Below are 20237 nucleotides of genomic sequence, written 5' to 3'. Positions count from 1 at the left end.
CGATGCGTCAGGCGTCGCCGCCGAACATGCTGGTGACGGAGCCGTCCTCGAACACCTCGTGGATCGCGCGGGCCAGCAGCGGCGCGATCGGGAGGATCGTGAGCTTGTCCCACCGGCGCGACTCGCTGAGCGGGATGGTGTCCGTGACCACGACCTCGTCGATGGCCGCGTCCTGCAGGCGCTCCGACGCCGGGTCGCTGAAGATCGCATGCGTGGCCGCCACGATCACGCGGTGCGCACCGTTGGCCTTGAGCGCCTGCGCCGCCTTCACGATCGTGCCGCCGGTGTCGATCATGTCGTCCACCAGGAGGCACGTGCGCCCCTCGACCGTGCCGACGATCTCGTGCACCGAGACCTGGTTGGCGACCTTGGGGTCGCGGCGCTTGTGGATGATCGCGAGCGGCGCGCCGAGGCTGTCCGACCAGGTGTCGGCCACGCGCACGCGGCCCATGTCGGGCGAGACCACGGTGAGGATCTCGCGGTCCTCAGCGCTCAGCGTGCTCTGGAAGTGCTCCAGCAGCACGGGCTTCGCGAACAGGTGGTCGACGGGGCCGTCGAAGAAGCCCTGGATCTGGGCCGCGTGCAGGTCGACGCTCATCACACGGTCGGCGCCGGCGGTCTTCAGCAGATCGGCGACGAGCCGGGCGCTGATCGGCTCACGGCCGCGGCCCTTCTTGTCCTGACGCGAATACGGATAGTACGGTGCGACCACGGTGATGCGCTTGGCCGAGGCGCGCTTGGCCGCGTCGATCATGATGAGCGTCTCCATGAGCCACTCGTTGACCGGCTCGCCGAAGGTCTGCACGAGGAAGAGATCGACGCCGCGGATGGAGACCTCGAAACGCGCGTAGATCTCGCCGGACGCGAAGGTTCGGTGCTCGACGGGGGCGATCTCGGTGCCGAGGGAGGCGGCGACGGCGGCGGTGAGTTCGGGATGCGAACGGCCGCCCGCGACGACGAGGCGCTTCTTGGTCTTCGCGATGATCCCGGGGGCCACCCCGTTGTCGCGATCCAGGTCGACCGTCTTCTTCTTCCGCGCCATGCTCCGCCTATTCCGCCGAATTCTCCCGGGCAGCGGCATCCGCCGCTCCCGTCCCTGCTCTGTTCTTCTCGACCCACCCCTCGACGTTGCGCTGGGGGGCCACGCTCATGGCCAGAGCACCGGCGGGGACGTCCTTGCGGACGACGGCGCCGGCACCGGTCTTCGCACCAGCACCAAGCCTAACGGGCGCGACGAGGACCGTGTGCGAGCCGGTGTGCACCTCATCCCCGATCTCGGTGCGGTGCTTGTGGACGTCGTCGTAGTTGGCCGTGATGGTGCTGGCGCCGAGGTTCACGCCGCGGCCGATCGTGGCATCGCCGACGTACGACAGGTGCGGCACCTTGCTGCCCTCGCCGATCTCGGCGTTCTTCGTCTCGACGTACGCGCCGATCTTGCCGCCCGCGCCCAGGACCGTGCCCGCGCGCAGGAAGGAGAACGGGCCCACGGTCGCCCTGGCGCCGATCACCGCGAGGGTCGCATCGGTGCGCCGCACCACGGCGTCCTCACCCACCTCGCAGTCCACGAGCGTGGTGTCCGGGCCCACGGTGGCACCGGCGGCGATCGTGGTCGCGCGCAGGATCTGGGTGTTCGGCAGGATCGTGACGTCGGGAGCGAGCGTCGCGTCGTCGTCGATCCACGTGGTCGCCGGGTCGATGATCGTGACGCCCTCCAGCTGCCAGCGGCGCACGATGCGAGCGTTCAGCCGACGACCCACCTCGGCGAGCTGGGCGCGGTCGTTGACGCCGAAGGTGACCTCGACGTCGGCGACGACAGAGGCCGCGACCCGGTCGCCGTCGCGACGGAGCAGGCCGGGCACGTCGGTCAGGTACATCTCGCCCTGCGCGTTGTCGACGCCCACCTGGGGCAGGTACCTGCGCAGCGTGGAGGCGCGGAACACGTACATGCCGGCGTTGATCTCGCGCACCGCGGCCTCGTCGTCGTTCGCATCCTTCTGCTCGACGATGCGGTCGACGTCGCCGTCGGCGTCGCGGATCACGCGGCCGTAGCCCGTGGGATCGTCCACCAGAGCGGTCATCAGCGTGGCGGCGGCCCCGGACGCCCGGTGCTCGGCGAGGAAGGCGGAGAGCGTGTCCACGTCGGCGAGCGGGCAGTCACCCGAGAGCACGAGCACGTCGCCGTCGAAGTCCTCGGGCAGCGCGTCGACCGCGACCTGAACGGCCCGCCCGGTGCCGGGGACGTCGTCCTGATCGACGAACACGGCGTCGGGGTAGTCGGCGGTCAGCGCGGACACCACCTGGTCGCGCTCGTGGCGCACGACCACCTCGATGTGGGCGGCCTGCAGCCGCGTGGCCGTGGTGAGCACGTGCCCGACGAGCGGTCGCCCGCCGATCGGGTGCAGCACCTTCGGCAGGCGCGACTTCATGCGGGTGCCCTGGCCGGCGGCGAGGACGATGATGGCGAGATTGTTCCCAGTCATGCTCCGCCGCCAGGACTCGAACCTAGACCTCACAGCTCCAAAGGCTGTCGTGCTGCCATTACACCACGGCGGACCGCGGCACCCGCGTGGGCGCCGCCCGACAAGTCTGCCATGCCCCCGCTCGTGTTCCGGTGTGCGTGCGCGCCGCCGCCCCCGCGGGCGGGCGCGGTGTCATCCGCACGAAACACGGGTCTGGGAAGCTGATGCCATGAGTGCCATCGCGATCGACAGGGTCCACGCCGCCACGCCCGAGCTCGAGGCCTTCATCGCCGCCCATCACGCGGAGATGGTGGGCACCGCGCCGCCGGAGAGCCAGCACGCCCTGCCGCTCGACGGACTGCTCAGGGCCGGTGCGCGCCTCTTCGCCGGCACTGTCGACGGCCGCATCGTGGCAACCGGGGCCCTGGTCGTCGTGGAGCCGCAGCACGAGGAGCTGAAGTCGATGCGCATCGACCCGTCCATGCGCGGGCGCGGTCTCGGCCGCACGCTGGTCCGCTTCCTGCTCGACGACGCCGTGGCACGCGGCGTCACCAGGGTGTCGCTGGAGACGGGTCGCGACGAGTTCTTCCTGCCCGCGCGCACACTCTACGCCGCCGCAGGCTTCCGGGAGTGCGAGGCGTTCGGCCGCTACCTGCCCGATCCGCACAGTGCGTTCCTGACCCTGGAGCTGCCATACAGCTCCGCCGCACCGGAGCCGTCGCACGCGATAATGAACGGATGAGCGAGGTGGATGAGGTCGACCGGATCGTCGGCGCGTGGAACACACAGCGTCCCGACCTCGACTTCTCCCCCCTCGAGGTGCTGTCGCGCATGGACCGCCTCTCGCGCCACCTCGACCGCGCCCGCCGAGAGGTGTTCCGCCGCAGCGACCTCGAGCCGTGGGAGTGGGACGTGCTGTCGGCGCTGCGCCGCGCCGGCACGCCGTTCCAGCTGTCGCCGAAGCAGCTGCTGCAGCAGACCCTCGTGTCGAGCGGGACCATGACCAACCGGATCGATCGGCTCGTGGGCCGGCGCTTCGTGCGCAGGGAGGCGGATCCGGGCGACGGGCGGAGCGTACTGGTGACCCTGACCGACGACGGGCGCATGCGCGTGGACGCCGCGATCACCCGCCTGGTGGACGCGGAGGCCGAGCTGCTGCGCGCGCTCTCCCGCGCCGACCGGGAGCGGCTGGCCGCCCTGCTGCGGAAGCTCAGCCTGAGCTTCGACGCCTGACCGGACGGGCGCGACGGCTCAGCGGCTCAGCGGCTCTGCGGCTCAGCGGCTCTGCGGTTCAGCGGCTCAGCGGCTCGGTCACTCCCTCGCCGAGGAGCAGCCGGCGGTTCTTCTCGAGAACGCTCGCGGGCAGCGTCGCGACCACCTCGGCCACCGTCACGCCCGCCAGCGATGCGCGCCAGGCCTCGTGCGCCTGGCGCATGACCACGGCGAGGCCGCACGGGCGCGTGCAGTCCTCCGGCCGCGCGGCGCCGCGCCCCTGCTGCCGGAGCTCGCGGCACACGTAGGGGTCTGCGGCGCCGTCGACCGCGGTCACGAGGTCGAGGATGCTGATCGCCCCGGGGTCGCGCGCGAGCCGGAATCCGCCACGGGGTCCGGTGCTGCCGGTGAGGACCCCCGCGCGCACCAGCTTCGCGAGCTGCTTGGAGAGATACGGCCCCGGCACCCCGAAGTGCTCGGCGAGCTGTGCGCCGGACACGGTCGATCCCGCGGGGAGCTGCGCGATCACGGCGACGGTGTGCAGCACCCACTCCGAGGTCTCGGGAAGTTTCACTTGCCCATCGTACCCACGGGCTCCTATTGTGGACACACAATATCCATGATTAGGAGTGGCACATGCGCATCGCGGTAGCAGGCGGAACAGGACGGATCGGTCGACTCGTGGTGGAGGAGGCTCGGCGACGAGGGCATGAGGCGGTGTCGCTCAGCCGTGGCGAGGGTGTCGACCTGCGCACCGGCGAGGGTCTCATCCCACGGCTCGACGGCGTCGACGCCCTGATCGACGCGAGCAACCCGCCGGTCGCGGACGTCGCGGAGGCGGAAGAGGTGTTCGCCACCGCCACGCGGAACCTGCTGGCCGCGGAGACCGCCACCGGGGTCGCGCATCACGTGGCCCTGTCCATCGCCGCCCTCGACCGCGTCCAGGGCAACCCCCACTACTTCGGCAAGCGCGCCCAGGAGCGGGAGGTCGCCCGCGGCACCGTGCCGTACACGATCGTGCGCGCCACGCAGTTCCACGACTTCCCGGCCATGATCGCCGAGTGGTCCATCGTCGACGGCGAGGGCGTGGTGCCACCGCTGCTCCTGCAGCCGATCGCCCCCGCCGACGTCGCCCTCGCGCTCGTCGACGCCGCGGAGGGCGCACCCGTCGGCGGCTCGTTCGACGTCGCGGGACCCCGGACGGAGGACGCCGTGGACATGGCGCGGCGCACCCTCGCCGCTCGCGGCAGCACCCTGCCCCTGCGCGCCTCGTGGGCCGGCGCCGCCCTCGGAGTCGAGTTCGCCGGCGAGGTGCTGCTGCCCGCACCGGGGGCCCGCCTGGCCGCCATCTCGTTCGACGACTGGATCGCGTCCGGGGCCGCCTGACAGCGGCAGCACCACCCCGGTCACCTAGGGTGGAGGGGTTCCCGCTCGCGCACTGCGCCCCTCACCCGAAGGCCGATCCATGGGCATGCCCTCTCCGCTCCCCGTGCGCGACGGCGTCGGCGCGACGCGGCTGCACGTGCCGCTGACCGGGACCTGGCCCACCATCGCCGACTACATGGTCGAGCGGTTCTTCCACCTGGACCCGGAGCGCCTGCTCGTGCGGTTCGACCGCGGCGAGATCGTGGCCCGCGACGGCACCCCGCTGCGTCGGGACACGCCGCTCGGGGCGGCCGAGTTCGTCTGGTACTACCGGGAACCGCCCGTGGAGCGGGAGATCCCCTTCACCGTGGAGATCCTGCACCAGGACGAGCACCTGGTGGTCGTGGACAAGCCGCACTTCCTGCCCACCACGCCGGGCGGCAAGTACCTGCAGAACTCGACCCTCGTGCGACTGCGGAACCGGCTCGGCATCCCGGACCTCACGCCGATCCACCGCCTCGACCGGGCGACCGCCGGTCTGCTGATGTTCTCCACACGCCCGGCCACCCGCGGCGCCTATCAGCTGCTGTTCGAGAACCGGCGGGTCGAGAAGGTGTACGAGGCCGTGTCAGCGCGACCCGCCGACTGGGATGCGGCGCGGTACCCGCTGGTCTACCGCACGCACATCGAGAAGCGACGAGGCGAGGTGCGCGTGCAGGTCGACGCGACCAGAGAGCCGAACTCCGAGACCCTCATCGACGTGATCGCCGCCGACGACCGCGTCGTGCACACGCTGCTGCGACCGCACAGCGGGAAGATGCACCAGCTGCGCGTGCACCTCGCGGGGCTCGGGCTCGGCATTCTCCACGACGGCTTCTACCCCGAGCTCCTCCCCGAGCAGCCGGACGACTTCTCCCGGCCGCTGCAGCTGCTCGCCCGCGAGCTGCGCTTCACGGACCCGCTGAGCGGCGAGGAGCGGGTGTTCCGCACACGCCGCAGTCTGCAGGAGGCCCCGGAACGCTGAGCCGGGCCCGCGCGCACGCGCTCAGCGGCGCATGATCCTGCGGGCGAGCCTCGTGCCCAGCAACTGCACGAGGTGCACGAACACCACGATGAGGATGATCGCCGCCCACATCACGATCGGCTCGAACTGGCGGAAGCCGTAGATCTGCGCGAAGGCTCCGAGCCCGCCGCCGCCGATGAGTCCGGCCATCGCGGTCATGTCGATCAGCGCCACCACGATGAACGTGTACCCGAGGATGAGCGGTCCCAGCGACTCCGGGATCGCGACCGTGAACAGGATGCGCCAGGGGCCGGCGCCCATGGCCCTGGCCGCCTCGATCACGCCCGGCGACACCGACACGAGGTGCTGCTCGACGATGCGGCCGATCGCGAACGCCGCCGCGAGACCGATGATGAAGGCCCCGGCCGTGGTGCCGATGCCGGAGCCGACGACGAGACGCGCGAACGGCTGCGCCACGGCCATGAAGATGACGAACGGGATGGGGCGGAAGAAGTTGACCCCGAGGTTCACGATCACGGAGACGACGCGGTTCTGCAGCAGCCCACCGTCGCGTGTGACATAGAGGATGATGCCGATCGCGAGTCCCAGGATGCCACCGAGCACGAGAGCGAACGACGCCATGTAGAGCGTCTCCAGCGCGGCCTTCCAGAACTCCGGCCACAGTTCGTTCAGACGATCCATCAGCGGGCCTCCTCTCCGGCGATCTCGGTCACTTCGACGCGTTCGGCGATGCCGGCGAGTGCCCGGTCGATCGCGGCGGCGTCACCGCGGATCGCGAGCGTGAGGTGCCCGAACGCGCGCCCGCGGATGTCGTTGATGCCGCCGTACACGAGTTCGAAGTCCAGGCCGGCGGAGGCGAGGTCGAGGAACACCTGCGCTTGCGAGGAGTCGCCGTCGCGGAAGGAGAAGGTGACCAGGCGCCCGCGATGCCGTTCGCGCAGGACGGCGAGCTCGGACGGCGACGGCACCCCCTTCACGACCGTCCCGACGAAGCGCTGAGACGCCGGGTTCTGCGGCGCCGAGAACACGTCGAACACGTCCCCCTGCTCGATGACGCGGCCGTTCTCCATCACGGCGACCCTGGTCGCGATGGTCTGGATCACGTCCATCTCGTGCGTGATGACGACGATCGTCACTCCCTGCTCGCGGTTCACACGCCCCAGCAGGTCGAGCACCTCGTGTGTGGTCTGCGGGTCGAGCGCACTCGTGGCCTCGTCGGCGAGCAGGATCGCGGGCTTCGTGGCCAGCGCGCGGGCGATGCCGACCCGCTGCTTCTGGCCGCCCGACAGCTGCTCGGGGTAGGCCTTCGCCTTGTCCGAGAGCCCGACGAACGACAGCAGCTCGGCGACCCGCTCCTCGATGTCGGGCTTGGACCACCCGGCCAGCTTCAGCGGATAGGCGATGTTGGCCTTCACGCTCCGCGAGGAGAACAGGTTGAACTGCTGGAAGATCATGCCGATGCCGCCGCGCACCCGCCGCAGCTCGCTCTCCTTGAGCGTGGTGATGTCGACGCCGTCGACCGTGATCGAGCCTCCCGTCGCCGGCTCCAGCGCGTTGATGAGCCGCACCAGGGTCGACTTGCCTGCCCCGGAGTAGCCGATGATGCCGAACACGTCCCCCTTCTCGATCGAGAGGGTCACGTCGTCGACGGCCACCACGTCGGGATCCCCGGGGTGGCGGGAGGGGTAGGTCTTCGACACGTTCGTCAGAGTGACGATCGGCATGGGGTGCTCCGGTCTGGTTCTCGGGAAACGGAGAATCGGGCGGCGCAGAACGCGCCACCCGATTCTCCCTCATCGAACGGGGTGGTCCTCACCCCGGCGTGCTACTTCTTCGACTCGGCGTCCTTCTGGACCTTCGCGAGCGAGTCCACGAGGTCCTGCACCGGCGTCTTCAGCGCGACGGCCGTGCCGCCGGAGGACTCCAGCAGGCCCTCCTGCACGGCCTCGTCCGTCTGGAAGATCTCGACGAGCTTCAGATACGTCTCGTTGTCGGCGTCCTCCGCGCGGGCCGCGAAGATGTTGACGTACGGCAGGGCGTTCGGGTCCTCCGGGTCGTCCTGGGCGATCGCGTCGTCGAACGTCAGACCCGCATCCTTCACGAAGTCGTTGTTGATGATCGCGGCCGCGACGTCCGGCAGCGAGGTCGGGATGAGCGCGGCCTCCAGCGCCGTGACCTTCACCTTCGACTTCTCGGTGTCCACGTCGGCGAGGTCGGAGTACGGGGTGCCGCCGCTCTTGAGCTCGACCAGACCCGCCTGCTGCAGCACGTTCAGCGCCCGCGCCTGGTTCGAGGCGTCGTCGGGCACGGCGACGGTCTCGCCCTTCGGGATGTCGTCCACGTCGTCGTACTTCTGCGAGTAGAGACCGAGCGGGTAGATCGCGGTGGAGCCGATCGGAGTGAGGTCGGAGCCGGAGGCGTTGTTGTACTCGGCCAGGTACACGATGTGCTGGAACTGGTTGAGGTCGATCTCGCCCTCGGTGAGGGCCGGATTCGGCTGCTCGTACGAGCCGAAGTCGACGAGCTCGACGGTGATCCCCTCCTCGGCGGCGGCCTCGACGAACGGCGCCCACTGCGCGTCGCCCTTGCCGACGACGCCGATCTTGACGGTCTCGTCCGCGGAGCCGGCGTCGCCGGAGCCCGCGTCGGACGAGGAGGTGGCGCAGCCCGAGAGCGCGACGAAGAGCGGCACCGCGGCGAGCGCGGCGAGGACGGAGGTGGTGCGGCGGGACATGATGAGGGGGTTCCTTCCTGGCGGGACTCGACCACGGTAGGCGGGCAGCGGCCGTCGTGAGGAATCGGTTCGTCACACGGCGTCACAGCGGTGCGGCGCGGGGGTCAGTCGATGTCCTCGATGCCCTGCAGCCGGACCTGCTCCAGGTCGAGGCGGGCGGAGATGCGCCGCACGACGAGGTCGTCGACGGTGCCCGCACTCCGGAGGCCGAGGAGCACCTCGCGCTTGCGGTCGAGGAGAGCGAGCTTCAGCCGGGTGTGCTCCTCATGCCGGATCAGCGGCGACCGCTGGGCCAGGTCCACGTCGGCGGAGGTCGCGATGATCTGCAGCGTCGCGCCGTCCGCCACCGCGGGGTCCGCCGTCGCGCCGACGCCGCCGTCCGGCTCGGTGTCGTCCGTCGTGGGCACTCCCCCGGTGCCGTACGGGTCGGGCTCGTCCAGCAGCTGGTCCAGCGCGTCGGCCGCCGCGTCGACCAGCGCCTGCTCGCGGGCGAGGGCTCTTGCGTTGGCGAACTCGAGGGCTTGATACCCCTCCGTCCTGACCCGGTCGCGCACCTCTTGACCGATGCCGTGCTCGGCTGCGAGATCGTCGAGCGCCGCGAGGGCCGCGCCGGAGATCGCACGCTCCGCCAGCTCGTACTCCTCGTCCTCCGCGTGATCGACGGGGAACCGCGCCCAGCGCACCAAGGCCGGGAGGAACGGCGCCTGCCCGAGCAGGCTCAGCAGGATCACCCCCGCCGTGACGAACACGATCTCGTCCCGACCCGACGCCGCCACCCCCTCCGGCACACCGGCGGGCACGGACAGGGCGATCGCGAGCGACACCGCGCCGCGCATGCCGGCCACCGTCGACACGAGTCGCGAGCGGGCACGCGCTCCGCGCGCGGGGCGGTCGGGCGTGCGCGGCTGGAACAGACCGTTGAGCAGCTGGAAGAGGTAGCGGACGACGAGCAGGGTCGCCCAGACGGCGAGAGTGACCAGGACGAGGCGTCCGATCGCGGCGGCCGAGATCTCGTGCACCACGTACTGCACCTCGAGACCGATCAGCACGAACAGCGCCCCGTTGAGCAGGAACACCCCGAACGGCCAGGCCGCGTCCGCCTGGCGTCGGGAGGCGGCCGTCGTGACCCGGGGAGAGACCCACGCCGCGATCACCCCCGCGACCACGACCGCCAGCACCCCGGACGCATGGACCAGCTCGGCCATCAGGAACGCGGAGAACGGCACGAGGAGCAGAGTGACGTTGATGACGATCGTGGACGACATCCGCCGCAGCAGCAGGGTCGCCAGCGCGGCGACCGCGACGCCGGCGAGGATGCCGCCGCCGTAGGACACCAGCACGTCCCAGGTGACCGAGAGGGGTGTCACCTGGTCGCCCAGCGCCAGCGACACCGCGATCGCATACAGGACGAGCGCGGTGCCGTCGTTCGTCAGGCTCTCGGCCTTGAGCTTCATGAACAGGCGCCGCGGAAGCAGCCGGCCGAGCGCGGCGACCGCCGTGGCATCCGGCGGGGCCACGGCGGCGCCCAGGATCAGTGCGATCTCCCACGGCATGCCGAACAGCACGCCGATGCCCGCGACCGCGAACGCCGAGGCGACGACGAGCAGGGTGCTCATCGGCACGATGTAGCGGAAGTCGCGGCGGATCGAGCGCAGCGACGTGGTCAGGCTCTCCCAGAACAGCATCACCGGAAGGAACAGCAGCAGCACGGTCTCCGGCGGCAGCTGCACTTCGCGGAGCGCAGGCACGAAGCCGAGCAGCAGTCCGAGGATGACGAGGACCAGCGGGAGCGCGAGCCGCAGACGCGGGGCGAGCAGGGTGCCTGCGAGGATCGTGAGTCCGAGCAGGACGGTGACTTCGAGACCTTCCATCCCCACCTCCAACAGCGATGGGAGAAGGATATTCCTCCGGTCAGCCGATCTGTTCGGTGAGCTCGAACCAGCGCAGCTCGAGCTCTTCGATCTCGGCCTCCTGCGCGGTGATCGCCTTCATCCGCTCCCCCAGTCCCTCATAGTCGGACTGGTCGTGATCGGCGAGCGCGTGCTTGGCGGCGTCGACCTGCTGGGTGACCTTCTGGATGCGGCGTTCGAGCGCGGCGACCTCCTTCTGCGCGGCGCGGAGCGCGGCCCCGTCGAGACCCGTCGGCGCGGGCGCCGCGGACGCCGCGGTCTTCGCGGGCGCGCTCTCGACGCGCTCCCGCAGACGCAGGTACTCGTCCACGCCGCCGGGCAGATGCCGCAGACGGCCCACCCCGTCCGGCCCCGGGAGGATCGCGTACTGCTGGTCGGTCACGCGCTCCAGGAAGTAGCGGTCGTGGCTGACGACCAGGAGCGTGCCCGACCACGAGTCGAGGAGGTCCTCGATCGCGGCGAGCATGTCGGTGTCCATGTCGTTCGTGGGCTCGTCCAGGATCAGCACGTTCGGCTGGTCGAGCAGCACCAGCAGCAGCTGGAGGCGGCGCTGCTGCCCACCCGAGAGATCCTTCACGGGGGTGGAGAGCTGCGCGGACGAGAAGCCCAGCCGCTCCAGCAGCTGGCCGGGCGTGAGATCCTGCGCCTTCGAGCCGGACCCGAGCGTGTACGAGGTCCGGAGACCGGCGATGACGATGCGCACCGGGTCGTTCCAGTGCTGCTCCAGCTCGTCGAGGCGCTGCGTGAGCGTGCGCACCTGCACGGTCTTGCCGCGCTTGACACGTCCCTCGGTGGGCTCGACCGTGCCGGAGATGAGGCCGAGCAGAGTGGACTTGCCGGCACCGTTGACGCCGAGGATGCCGGTGCGCTCACCGGGGGCGATGCGCCACTCGACGTCCTTCAGCACGGCCCTGGTCCCGCCGTCCGCGGTCGGGTAGCTCACACCCACGTCGAGGAGGTCCACCACGTCCTTGCCGAGCCGGGAGACCGCGAGCGACTGCAGCGACACGGAGTCGCGGATCTCGGGGACATCGGCGATGAGCTCGTTCGCGGCGTCGATGCGGAACTTGGGCTTGCTCGTGCGGGCGGGCGCGCCCCGGCGGAGCCAGGCGAGCTCCTTGCGCGCGAGGTTCTGGCGCTTCGCCTCGGTCGCGGCGGCCATGCGGTCCCGCTCCACGCGCTGCAGGATGTAGGCCGCGTAGCCGCCCTCGAAGGGCTCGACGATGCGGTCGTGCACCTCCCAGGTCTCGGTGCAGATCTCGTCGAGGAACCAGCGGTCGTGGGTCACGACCAGCAGCGCTCCGGCGTTCGCGGGCCAGCGCTTCTTCAGGTGCCCCGCCAGCCACGTGATCGCCTCGACGTCGAGATGGTTGGTCGGCTCGTCGAGCGCGATCACATCCCAGTCGTCCGTCAGCAGCTTCGCCAGCGACACCCGACGGCGCTGCCCACCGCTGAGGGATCCGAGCTCGGCATCCCACGGCAGATCCTTCAGCAGCCCGTCGATGACATCGCGGACCCGCGCGTCGCCCGCCCACTCGTGCTCGGGCAGATCGCCTACGACGGCCGCGCCGACCGTGAGATCGTCGGCGAGCGTATCCGCCTGGCTCAGCACGCCGATGCGGGTGCCGCCGCGCACGGTGACCCGGCCCGAGTCGGGTTCCTTCGTGCCGGCGAGCATGCCGAGCAGACTCGACTTGCCGTCGCCGTTGCGTCCGACGATGCCGATGCGGTCGCCCTCCTCGATGCCGAGGGTGACAGCGTCGAAGACGACGCGGGTCGGGTATTCCAGGTGGAGGGCTTCGGCCCCGAGGAGATGTGCCATGTCCTCTTCAGGGTAGTCGCGGCCCGGTGGACCGATCTTCAGCCCCGTGATCGGGTCAGCCGCTCCCGCCCGGTGCGCGGTCCGCGATCACGCGGTCGAGGCCTCGGCGAACACCTCGGGCAGCGCGGCGGTGAACACCTCGAAATGGCTGTACCAGACGGTGTGAGCGGCTCCGGGGATGCTGCGGACCCGCACCCCGTCGTGTTCGAAGCGGCGGGCGTCCTCGTCGGTGACCCAGGCGCTGGGCTCGGCGCGGACGACGATGGAGCCCGGCGCAGCCGCCCAGTGCCCGTCTGCGCCGCAGGAGACGGAGGCCGCGGTGGGCGGATCGAATCGCTCGGCAGCCCGAGCCTCGACCGTCGCGTCGTCCACGGAGTAGAAGGGTCGGAGCCGACGGAGCTCGCTGGGAGACATCCGGGCCCGCCTGTCGCGCTCGTACTGCGACACGAGCACCGCCCGGTCGTGCCCTCCTTGCAGCGAGAGCGGGGCATCGACGTAGACGGCGAGCGCGGGATTGAGCCGGGGCGCGGCGGCGGCGAGCACGGTGGCACCGAAGGAGTGGCCGACGGCGACGGTAAGGAGCGGGGCGGGACGGTGTCGTCCGGTCGCGGCGCGATCGCGGGGCGTGTCCGCAGCGGCGGCGGGAATCGGGTTGGGGTCGGGGACGGGACCGGCGTCAGCGGTGGGACCGAGGACGCGGGTGCCGGCGGGGCGATTCGGCGAGCTCAGGCACTGCGCGAGAGTCTCGATCACCGCATCCGCTGCGGTCTCGATCGTGAGCGCCGGATCGCGAGGAGACAGGCCGTGGCCGGGCAGATCCAGCGCGAGCACACGGAAGCCGCGCTCCACGAGCAGCGGGACCACGCGGTGCCAGCTCTCGGCCGATCCCATCATGCCGTGCAGCAGCACGGCGACGCGATCGCCCTCCCCGGCTTCGATGACGTTCAGGAGCACCGGGTCAGTCAATCACGGTCGTTATCGTTCTGTGATCCGACTTCTGGCCAGATTTTCTCGTATCTTTGTTCGAATGTCGGTGGTGCGTGGTGGACTGTGGTCATGCCTGCACTGCTCGATGCCACCGACGCCCAGATGGCGATGCTGGCCGATCTCGCCGCGGGGCTGGAGGCGGCCGAGCGCACTCTGAGCAGCATGCAGGCCGCACGGGACGGCCTGCTGGCGCTCGCGGGGCGGCTCGCCGTCGAGATCGCTCGAGATTCGCGTCACACTGACGGCGGCGACATGGCGATCCGCACGGTGGCCGCCGAGATCGGCGCGGCGCAGCAGGTCAGCGACCGGACCATCGAACGGCGCATGTCGGATGCCTCGTGGCTGGTCGAGCGCTTCCCCGACGTGTGGCAGGCGCAGGGTGTGGGCCGGATCAGTGCGGCGCACGCGCGGGTGATCGTCGAGGCGGGCGCCCATCTGTCGCAGCCCGCGGACCGGGCTCGGTACGCCGCCGAGGCCGTCGAGCTCGCCGAGACCGAGTCACCGAACCGCCTGCGGCGCACGGTGCGTCGCCTCGCGGAGCGGTTCCAGGAGCGCACCCTGGTGGAGCGGCATCGCGATGCGCGAGAACTCCGCCGCGTCTGGGTGCGCGACCTCGACGACGGGATGGCCGAGCTCGGCGCGCGCGGTCCGGCCGCGCTCGTCCACGGCATGTTCGACCGCCTGTCGCAGATGGCGCACGCCGTGAAGACCGCGCAGACCCGGACAACCCGCGAAGCGCGCGTGGCCTCGGGCCTGCCGGGTGCAGGAGGCATCGCGGGTGCGGGGAGCATGACGGCGGGGAGCATGACGGCGGGGAGCAACGCGGGTGCGGGAACCGGGGCCGACGGAAGCGAGAGCGCCGGCGGAAGCGGGAGCGCCGGCGGAAGCGCGAGCGCCGGCGACCGGAACGCCGAGACCGGGCATCCGTCCGACGATCGGGGAGTCGATCAGCTTCGAGCCGATCTGCTCGCAGACCTGGTGTTGACGGGCACTCCCGCGGGTCACGACTCCGCCGACGGATTGCTCGGAGAGCTGCGGGCCCGCGTCGAGATCACCGTCCCGGTGCTAACGCTGATGCGCGGAGACGCCGCGATTCTGCCGGACGGCACGGCGACTCCCCCGGCGGAGCTCGATGGGGTGATCCCGATCGATCCTGCGACCGCACGGGTCTTGGCCGGTGCGGCCTCGGGCTGGGATCGGGTGCTGACCCACCCGATCACCGGCGCACTGCTCGCCGTCGACCGCTATCGCCCCAGCGAAGAGCTGCGGAGACACCTGCGGGCCCGCGACCAGCGCTGCCGGTTCCCGGGCTGCGGACTCATCGCGCGGAAGTGCGACCTCGACCACCATCACGATGCGGCTTTGGGCGGCGCGACGACGCATACCAACCTCGCGACGTTCTGCCGACGACATCACACGCTCAAACACCACTCCCCGTGGCACGTCGCACAGCGGCCGGGCGGCATTCTGGAGTGGACGAGCCCTCTCGGGCGGACCTACATCGACCGGCCGCCACCTCCGCACACCGTGACCTTCGCCGACACGGACCCTCCGGACGACAGCCACTCGCCGAGGACCTTCGGCGCGGTCGCAGAGCCGTCGCCGTTCTGACCCGACGGTGGCATTACGTGAGGCCAGTGCGTGAGGCCAGGTGCGTGAGGCCAGTGCGTGAGGCCAGTGCGTGAGGGCAGTGCGTGAGGGCAGGTGCGTGAGGCCAGGTGCGTGAAGCGGAGCGCGGGGGCCGGATAATGCGTGAGGCCAGGTGCGGGGGGGCGGGTGCGTGGGCCCGTGTGCGGGGCGGTGTGCGTGAGGCGGAGTGCGATCGAGCGCGGGGGCGGGTCAGGCATAGGGTGGAGACATGTCGAGCCCCGAATCAGACAGGTCGGGGGCTGTCGGTCACACCGTCAGCCCCGTGAACCGCTGATTTCCGCGTCCGCTCCTCTGGCGGGCGCTTCCGGTGATCCGGATGCTGACCGTGGTGACGAGAAGCCCACTTCCGCACTCTCACCTCGGAGCACTCGATGCCTCTTCCCCTGTATGCCCTTGCCCTGGCGGTGTTCGTCATGGGCACCTCCGAATTCATGCTCGCGGGGCTGCTGCCCGCCGTCGCGACCGACGTGGACGTGCCGATCGGCACGGCCGGTCTGCTCACCTCCGCTTTCGCGATCGGGATGGTGATCGGCGCGCCCCTGATGGCGGCCGTCGCCCGCCGATGGTCGGCACGCCCCACCCTCCTCCTCTGCGTGTTCGTCTTCGCTGCCTGCCACGTGACCGGCGCCCTGACCACGCTGTTCGACGTTCTGCTGCTCACCCGTGTCGTCAGCGCCATCGCGAACGCCGGCTTCCTCGCCGTCGCGCTGCGCACCGCCACGAGCCTGGTGCCACCCGACCGGAGCGGGCGCGCGCTGTCCGTTCTGCTGTCGGGCACGACCATCGCCACCGTCGCCGGTGTCCCCGCCGGTGGTCTGCTCGGCACGGCGCTCGGGTGGCGCGCCCCGTTCTGGGTCATCGCCGCCCTCTGCATCCCTGCAGTCCTCGGGATCCTGCGGGGCGTGCCACGCGGACCCCTGAACGCACCGGCCCGCAGGCCCACCGCCGGGCCCGGGTCTTCCACCACACCGGCCGCCGCGCCCTCCGCTGGCTCGTCCCGCGGGCCCTCCACCGGCTCGTCCCGCAGGCCCACCGCCGGCTCATGTGGCGGACCCACCGGCGCACCGGCCTCTAGGCCCGCCGCCGCACCTGCCGTCGAGACCTCAGCCGCCGGGGCCGCGAGCGTGGCCGCATCTGGGCGACGCGGCGGGGATCGACCGGGCCTCCGCGCCGAACTGCGCCTGCTGGCGACGCCGAGGCTCCTGACCCCGATGGTCCTCGCGGCCCTCGTGAACGGCGGCACGTTCGCGGTGTTCACCTTCCTGGCCCCGATCGTGACCGACGTCGCGGGTCTGTCCGAGACCTGGGTCCCCCTCGCCCTGGTGCTCTTCGGCGTGGGATCGTTCGTGGGTGTGACGATCGCCGGCCGCCTGGCCGACAGCCGTCCCGGCTCCGCACTGGCAGTCGGAGGGCCGCTGCTGCTGCTCGGCTGGATCACCACCGCGCTCGTCGCCGACCAGCCGATCGCTCTGCTCGCCCTGGTGCTCCTGCAGGGGACCCTGTCGTTCGGCGTCGGGACGACCCTGATCGCCCGGGTGCTCTCCGCGGCCACCGAGGCACCGACGATGGGCGGCGCGTACGCGACCGTGGCCCTGAATCTCGGGGCCGTCGCGGGACCAATGCTCGGCGGCGCGGCCCTGTCCATGGGCTTCGGCGCGCTCGCGCCGGTCGGGGTCGCCTGCGCACTCACCGCCGTGGCGCTGGTCGTCATGCTCCTCTCCCGCCGTGCGCTCCTCGGAACACCATGACCACGCACACCGGCGCGCACCCCTGTCAGTGTCGAGACCGCCAAAGCCCCGGACCGGAGATTGCCGTCCGGCACAAGACGAACCCGCGGCCCGCGCGCCAGACTCTCGACATGGACACCCACGCGCTCGCACAGCTCGCCATCGACGCCGCCGGAGACGCCGGACCGGGCGTGGTCATCGGCATCTACCGCGGCGGTGAGCTCACCCACCATGCCTCGGCCGGGATGGCGTCCGTCGAACTGAGTGCACCGGTCCACGAGCGCACCCGCTTCGACATCGCCTCCATGAGCAAGCAGTTCACGGCGACGGCGATCCTCCTCCTCGCCCGTGACGGACTCCTCGCCCTCACGGACGACATCCGCGCGCACCTGCCGGAGCTGCGGCTCAGCACACCCGTCACGATCGCCCAATGCCTCCAGCACACCGGCGGACTGCGCGAATGGCTGCAGCTCACCGGCATCGCGGGGAGGTCGCTCACCCGTATCACCCAGAACCAGACGCTCGCCTTCGTGTCAGGGCTCACCGAGCTGAACTTCCCGCCCGGCACCGCATTCTCCTACTCGAACACGGGGTACGTGCTGGCCGCGTCGCTCGTGCAGCGCCTCACCGGCCGCACCCTGGGCGAGTTCACGACGGAACGTCTGTTCGCACCGCTCGGCATGCATCGCACGCTCTTCCGCGAGGACAGCCTCGCCGTGCTCGACGACTTCGCCTACGGTTACGCCACCGTCGGCGATCGGCTCCTCCGCGCCGACACCGAGGAGTGCGCGGTCGGCGACGGCGGGCTCGCCACGAGCGTCAGCGAACTGGGCCCCTGGTTCCGGTTCCTGCGCGACGGTGACGTGATCGGCGCCGACATCCGCGACGCGCTGGTCGACAGCACTCCCGTCTTCCCCGACGGCTCTCGCGGCACCTACGCCCTCGGCATCTACCACGCGACTCTGGGCGGGTCGCCGATGGTCGGTCATGCCGGCGGGGTCCTCGGCTATCGCTCCCAGCTGTTCTACCTTCCCGAGCACGACCTGGGGGTGGTCGCGCTCACCAACCACTCCGCGGTCGACGCCCGTCTCGTGGCACTCGACGCCGCACGGCTCGCCACCGGCATCGCCGAGGATGTACCGCCGTCGCCCGTCGCGGGCACGGTCGACGCATCGGCACACGCCGGCTGGTGGCTCATGCCCGGTGCCGACGAGGCCGTGCACACGGAGGCGAGGGACGACGGCACGCTCGAGCTGAGCGGACTCCAGAGCGGACGGTTCACCCTGGCCGAAGACGACTGGTGGTACGCCGACGACGCCGAAGGCGGCCTGCGGCTGCGGGTCGAGGGAGACGACCTGCGCGTAGGCATCGCCGCCTGGCCCGGCCGCGACATGATCTTCCAGCGGTGCAGCGCGCCCGACGAGAACCTGCCGATACCGAGCGGCGTCTACGAGAGCCCCGAGCTCGGGACCCTCGCCACCATCCACGACGACGGAGCCTTCCAGCTCGGACTCGAGCTCACCGGCCGCCTCGAGCCCGGCGCGGGAGGCACCCTCCGCGCCGGACCGGCGTCGCTGCGCACCGAGGGGGACGACCTGCTGCTGAGCCTGTTCGGCGCCGAGCGCCTGCGGTTCGTGCGGCAACCCGCCGACACGACCATCGTCGGCGTCCCACGAGGACTCGATGCGTCGTGACGACGAGGACCGGCCGGAACCGGGCATTCTGAGATCATGACGTCGGAGCAGTCCCCCACCGCGACCACTCTGGGCATCCTCCTGGACACACTCGGGACCACCGTGCTGCGTCCCCTGCTGCTGCCGCGCGGGCGAGAGCGGGCGGTGGGGCACCCGCTGATCCTCGACCCCGACGCGAACGCCCCGCACGGCGAAGATCCGGTGATCCTCGCGCCGGGCCGCCCGTCCGCCGATCTGCTCGACTGGGCGGCGAACGTCGGCGCCTCGGCGCTGGTCGTGCGCCCGCGCGCGATGGACCCCTCCACCTGGGGCGCGGCAGCCCGGCGCACCGGCGTCGCGGTGCTCGAATGCGCTCCCGACGTCGCCTGGGGACGGCTGTACACGCTGATCGACGCCATCAAGGCGATGTCCGGACCGGTCTCCGACGCCGACGGACACTCGGCCGACCTCTTCGGTCTCGCGAACGACATCGCCCTGCGCACGGGAGGAGCGGTCGCCATCGAGGACCTGGCGATGCGCGTCCTCGCCTACTCCACCATTCCCGGGCAGGAGGTCGACGAGCTCCGCCGCGACGGCATCCTCGGGCGGCGCGTCCCCGACCACCCCGCGAACGCCGAGGAGTATGCGGCGGTGCTGCGTGCCACGACGGCCGTGCGCAGTCTCCCCGCAGACGACAACCGTCCCCGTCTCGCCATCGCCGTGCGCGACCGCGGCGAAGCGCTCGGCAGCATCTGGGTCCTGGAGGGCAGCGTTCCCCTGGCGCCGGACAGCACCGACGTGCTCGCGGAGGCCGCCCGCAACGCGGCGGCGCAGCTCGCGCGCTTCAACCTCGTGGCCGACGCGGATCGCCGTCAGCGCGCCGAGCGTCTGGCCTGGCTGCTGCGCGGTTCCGGCGCGACGCACAGCATCGCGGAGCACTTCGGCCTCGACGTGGCAGGACCCGCGACGGTGGTCATGATCGACCGTCCGCGGGACGGCGTCCCGCACACCGACGTGTCGACAGGCACCGCCGCCGCCTACGTGGGCGATCTGCTGCGCACGAGCCTCTCCGCGTACCGGATCCCCGCCGCGGCCGGTGCCTTCGAAGGCAGGGCCATGGCGGTCGCCGGTACGTCCGCCGACACCGCGGTGCTGCAGTCGGTCATCGGCACCGTACTCGCCCGGGCCACGGAGAGCCTGGGCCCCGGGTGGCGCGCCGGCGTGAGCCGCACCCAGCAGGGACTGGCGGACGTGCCGACCGCCGTGCGGCAGGCCGCCGAAGCCTGGCGCGTGGTCGCCCGGATGCCGGGCCACGGCGACATCGGGCGGCACGAGCACCTGGGCCCCGGCCTCGTGCTCATGGACCTGCATGCGGCACTCCTCGGCGGCGACGCCGTCGGACGCGAGCCCCTCGCGACGCTCCTCGCGCACGACGCGGCGTTCGGCACCGACTACGTCACCAGCATGCGGCGCTGGATCGGCGCGAACTACGACGTCGCGCGCGCCGCCGAGCTGCTCATGCTGCACCCCAACACGCTCCGCCATCGTCTGCGCCGCATCGGCGAGATCGTCGACGTCGATGACGCCGACGTGCGCCTCGTGCTCGCCCTCCAGCTGCGCCTGCGCGACATCGAACCCGCGGGGGTGTGAATCCGGGCGTGCACGTGTGAGCGT

17 protein-coding genes and 1 tRNA gene are annotated in these 20237 nt (G+C 71.3%); 8 read left to right on the top strand and 10 right to left on the bottom strand.

Translation table 11 applies throughout. The features are described 5' to 3' along the window. Positions 1-7: 7 nt before the first annotated feature. From M3C17_RS07740 to M3C17_RS07730, 3 genes are all read right to left on the bottom strand, one after another. A complete protein-coding gene (locus M3C17_RS07740) occupies positions 8-1042 on the bottom strand; it encodes a ribose-phosphate diphosphokinase (protein ID WP_259977065.1) in 1035 nt (344 codons plus the stop codon). A 7-nt stretch (positions 1043-1049) separates the two neighbouring features. Then, on the bottom strand, positions 1050-2480 hold the full coding sequence (glmU, locus tag M3C17_RS07735) for a bifunctional UDP-N-acetylglucosamine diphosphorylase/glucosamine-1-phosphate N-acetyltransferase GlmU (protein ID WP_259977064.1): 1431 nt from the start codon (positions 2478-2480) through the stop codon (positions 1050-1052). A gap of 1 nt (position 2481) precedes the next feature. Then, positions 2482-2553 (bottom strand) — tRNA-Gln (locus M3C17_RS07730). Positions 2554-2688: 135 nt separating this feature from the next. Between M3C17_RS07730 and M3C17_RS07725 the strand changes: the two genes are divergently transcribed. Beyond that, positions 2689-3201 carry a GNAT family N-acetyltransferase gene (locus tag M3C17_RS07725; protein WP_259977063.1) on the top strand — a complete coding sequence of 171 codons (513 nt, stop codon included), beginning with the start codon at positions 2689-2691 and terminating at the stop codon, positions 3199-3201. Beyond that, a complete protein-coding gene (locus tag M3C17_RS07720) occupies positions 3198-3692 on the top strand; it encodes a MarR family winged helix-turn-helix transcriptional regulator (protein WP_259977061.1) in 495 nt (164 codons plus the stop codon). Before M3C17_RS07725 ends, M3C17_RS07720 begins: the two co-directional genes overlap by 4 nt. 58 nt (positions 3693-3750) lie before the next feature. On the opposite strand, the gene M3C17_RS07715 is transcribed toward M3C17_RS07720, so the two are convergent. After that, positions 3751-4245, bottom strand: coding sequence for an Rrf2 family transcriptional regulator (locus M3C17_RS07715; RefSeq protein ID WP_259977060.1), 495 nt, complete (start codon positions 4243-4245; stop codon positions 3751-3753). Positions 4246-4307: 62 nt separating this feature from the next. Between M3C17_RS07715 and M3C17_RS07710 the strand changes: the two genes are divergently transcribed. Together M3C17_RS07710 and M3C17_RS07705 are read left to right on the top strand one after the other, a co-directional pair. Further along, on the top strand, positions 4308-5057 hold the full coding sequence (locus tag M3C17_RS07710; RefSeq protein WP_259977058.1) for an SDR family oxidoreductase: 750 nt from the start codon (positions 4308-4310) through the stop codon (positions 5055-5057). A gap of 79 nt (positions 5058-5136) precedes the next feature. Beyond that, the gene (locus M3C17_RS07705) at positions 5137-6060 is read left to right on the top strand and encodes a pseudouridine synthase (RefSeq protein ID WP_259977057.1); all 924 of its coding nucleotides are present in this window, start codon (positions 5137-5139) and stop codon (positions 6058-6060) included. A gap of 21 nt (positions 6061-6081) precedes the next feature. Here the strand turns inward: M3C17_RS07705 and M3C17_RS07700 are convergent, their stop codons facing one another. The 6 genes from M3C17_RS07700 to M3C17_RS07675 all read right to left on the bottom strand — a co-directional run bounded on the left by M3C17_RS07700 (position 6082) and on the right by M3C17_RS07675 (position 13480). Continuing rightward, on the bottom strand, positions 6082-6741 hold the full coding sequence (locus M3C17_RS07700) for a methionine ABC transporter permease (protein WP_259977056.1): 660 nt from the start codon (positions 6739-6741) through the stop codon (positions 6082-6084). After that, positions 6741-7784 carry a methionine ABC transporter ATP-binding protein gene (locus M3C17_RS07695; RefSeq protein WP_259977055.1) on the bottom strand — a complete coding sequence of 348 codons (1044 nt, stop codon included), beginning with the start codon at positions 7782-7784 and terminating at the stop codon, positions 6741-6743. The genes M3C17_RS07700 and M3C17_RS07695 overlap by 1 nt, the downstream gene beginning before the upstream one ends. A gap of 101 nt (positions 7785-7885) precedes the next feature. Beyond that, positions 7886-8794 carry a MetQ/NlpA family ABC transporter substrate-binding protein gene (locus M3C17_RS07690; protein WP_259977054.1) on the bottom strand — a complete coding sequence of 303 codons (909 nt, stop codon included), beginning with the start codon at positions 8792-8794 and terminating at the stop codon, positions 7886-7888. Between the two features lie 104 nt (positions 8795-8898). Next, complete coding sequence (locus tag M3C17_RS07685; protein ID WP_259977053.1) at positions 8899-10665, bottom strand: Na+/H+ antiporter; 1767 nt, start codon at positions 10663-10665, stop codon at positions 8899-8901. A 40-nt stretch (positions 10666-10705) separates the two neighbouring features. Next, positions 10706-12526, bottom strand: coding sequence for an ABC-F family ATP-binding cassette domain-containing protein (locus M3C17_RS07680; protein WP_259977051.1), 1821 nt, complete (start codon positions 12524-12526; stop codon positions 10706-10708). A gap of 87 nt (positions 12527-12613) precedes the next feature. Next, entirely contained in the window at positions 12614-13480 is an 867-nt protein-coding gene (locus M3C17_RS07675) for an alpha/beta fold hydrolase (RefSeq protein ID WP_259977050.1), read from the bottom strand. 102 nt (positions 13481-13582) lie between these two features. Here M3C17_RS07675 and M3C17_RS07670 point away from each other — a divergent pair, with 102 nt between their 5' ends. The 4 genes from M3C17_RS07670 (at position 13583) to M3C17_RS07655 (ending at position 20213) form a co-directional block, all read left to right on the top strand. Further along, positions 13583-15124, top strand: a complete 1542-nt coding sequence (locus M3C17_RS07670) for an HNH endonuclease signature motif containing protein (protein WP_259977048.1) — start codon at positions 13583-13585, stop codon at positions 15122-15124. A 410-nt stretch (positions 15125-15534) separates the two neighbouring features. After that, a complete protein-coding gene (locus M3C17_RS07665) occupies positions 15535-16911 on the top strand; it encodes an MFS transporter (protein ID WP_259977047.1) in 1377 nt (458 codons plus the stop codon). A gap of 110 nt (positions 16912-17021) precedes the next feature. Next, positions 17022-18584: a serine hydrolase gene (locus M3C17_RS07660; RefSeq protein ID WP_259977045.1), complete on the top strand. Its 1563-nt coding sequence runs from the start codon at positions 17022-17024 to the stop codon at positions 18582-18584. A gap of 36 nt (positions 18585-18620) precedes the next feature. Next, on the top strand, positions 18621-20213 hold the full coding sequence (locus M3C17_RS07655; RefSeq protein WP_259977044.1) for a CdaR family transcriptional regulator: 1593 nt from the start codon (positions 18621-18623) through the stop codon (positions 20211-20213). The last annotated feature ends 24 nt before the right edge of the window (positions 20214-20237 follow it).

Origin of the sequence: Microbacterium sp. p3-SID336 (genome assembly GCF_025143365.1) — a bacterium.
Classification (GTDB): domain Bacteria; phylum Actinomycetota; class Actinomycetes; order Actinomycetales; family Microbacteriaceae; genus Microbacterium.
Note: the sequence above shows the minus strand (reverse complement) of the source record. Positions and strands in the feature narration are given on the sequence as shown.